General features: G+C 64.5%; 1 protein-coding gene. It reads right to left on the reverse strand.

Annotation, left to right across the window (positions count from 1 at the left end; genetic code table 11):
- Nucleotides 1-2: 2 nt before the first annotated feature.
- Nucleotides 3-1193, reverse strand: a 1191-nt coding sequence (gene tuf, locus VH88_RS15160) for an elongation factor Tu (protein ID WP_017506879.1), incomplete at its 5' end; no start/stop codon positions are given.

Genomic DNA, 1193 nt, shown 5'->3' on the forward strand with positions numbered 1-1193 from the left:
GCTTAGGCGATGATCTTGGCCACGACGCCGGCGCCGACGGTGCGGCCGCCTTCACGGATGGCGAAGCGCAGGCCCTGGTCCATCGCGATCGGGGTGATCAGCTCGACGTTCAGCTCGGCGTTGTCGCCCGGCATGATCATCTCGACGCCTTCCTTCAGCTGAACGATGCCGGTCACGTCCGTCGTGCGGAAGTAGAACTGCGGGCGATAGTTCGTGAAGAACGGGGTGTGACGACCGCCCTCTTCCTTGGTCAGGATGTAGGCTTCGGCAAGGAACTTGGTGTGCGGGGTGATGGAGCCCGGCTTGCACAGCACCTGGCCGCGCTCGACGTCTTCACGCTTGGTGCCGCGCAGCAGCACGCCCACGTTGTCGCCCGCTTGACCTTGGTCCAGCAGCTTGCGGAACATTTCCACGCCCGTGCAGGTCGTCTTCTGGACCGGACGGATGCCGACGATCTCGACTTCCTCACCGACCTTGATGATGCCCTTCTCGACGCGGCCCGTGACCACGGTGCCGCGGCCCGAGATCGAGAACACGTCTTCGACCGGCATCAGGAACGGCAGGTCGACCGGACGCTCCGGCTGCGGGATATAGGCGTCGACGGTTTCCATCAGGGCCAGAACGCGCTGTTCGCCGATTTCCGGGTTCACGCCGTCGGTCGCGGCCTTGGCCGAACCCTTGGTGATCGGAATGTCGTCGCCGGGGAACTGGTACGACGAAAGCAGCTCGCGCACTTCCATCTCGACCAGCTCGAGCAGCTCTTCGTCGTCGACCAGGTCGACCTTGTTCATGAAGACCACCAGGGCCGGCACGCCGACCTGACGGGCCAGCAGGATGTGCTCGCGCGTCTGCGGCATCGGGCCGTCAGCGGCCGACACCACCAGGATCGCGCCGTCCATCTGCGCGGCGCCGGTGATCATGTTCTTCACATAGTCGGCGTGGCCGGGGCAGTCGACGTGGGCGTAGTGACGGTTGGCCGTCTCATATTCCACGTGCGCCGTGTTGATCGTGATGCCGCGCGCCTTCTCTTCCGGCGCAGCGTCGATGTCGGCGTAGTTCATCGCCTTCGCGCCGCCGGCCTTCGCCAGCGTCATCGTGATCGCAGCCGTCAACGTCGTCTTGCCGTGGTCAACGTGACCAATCGTGCCGATGTTGCAGTGCGGCTTCGTCCGTTCGAACTTTTCCTTGGCCAT

This window comes from Brevundimonas sp. KM4 (assembly GCF_000964075.1).
Lineage (GTDB): Bacteria > Pseudomonadota > Alphaproteobacteria > Caulobacterales > Caulobacteraceae > Brevundimonas > Brevundimonas huaxiensis.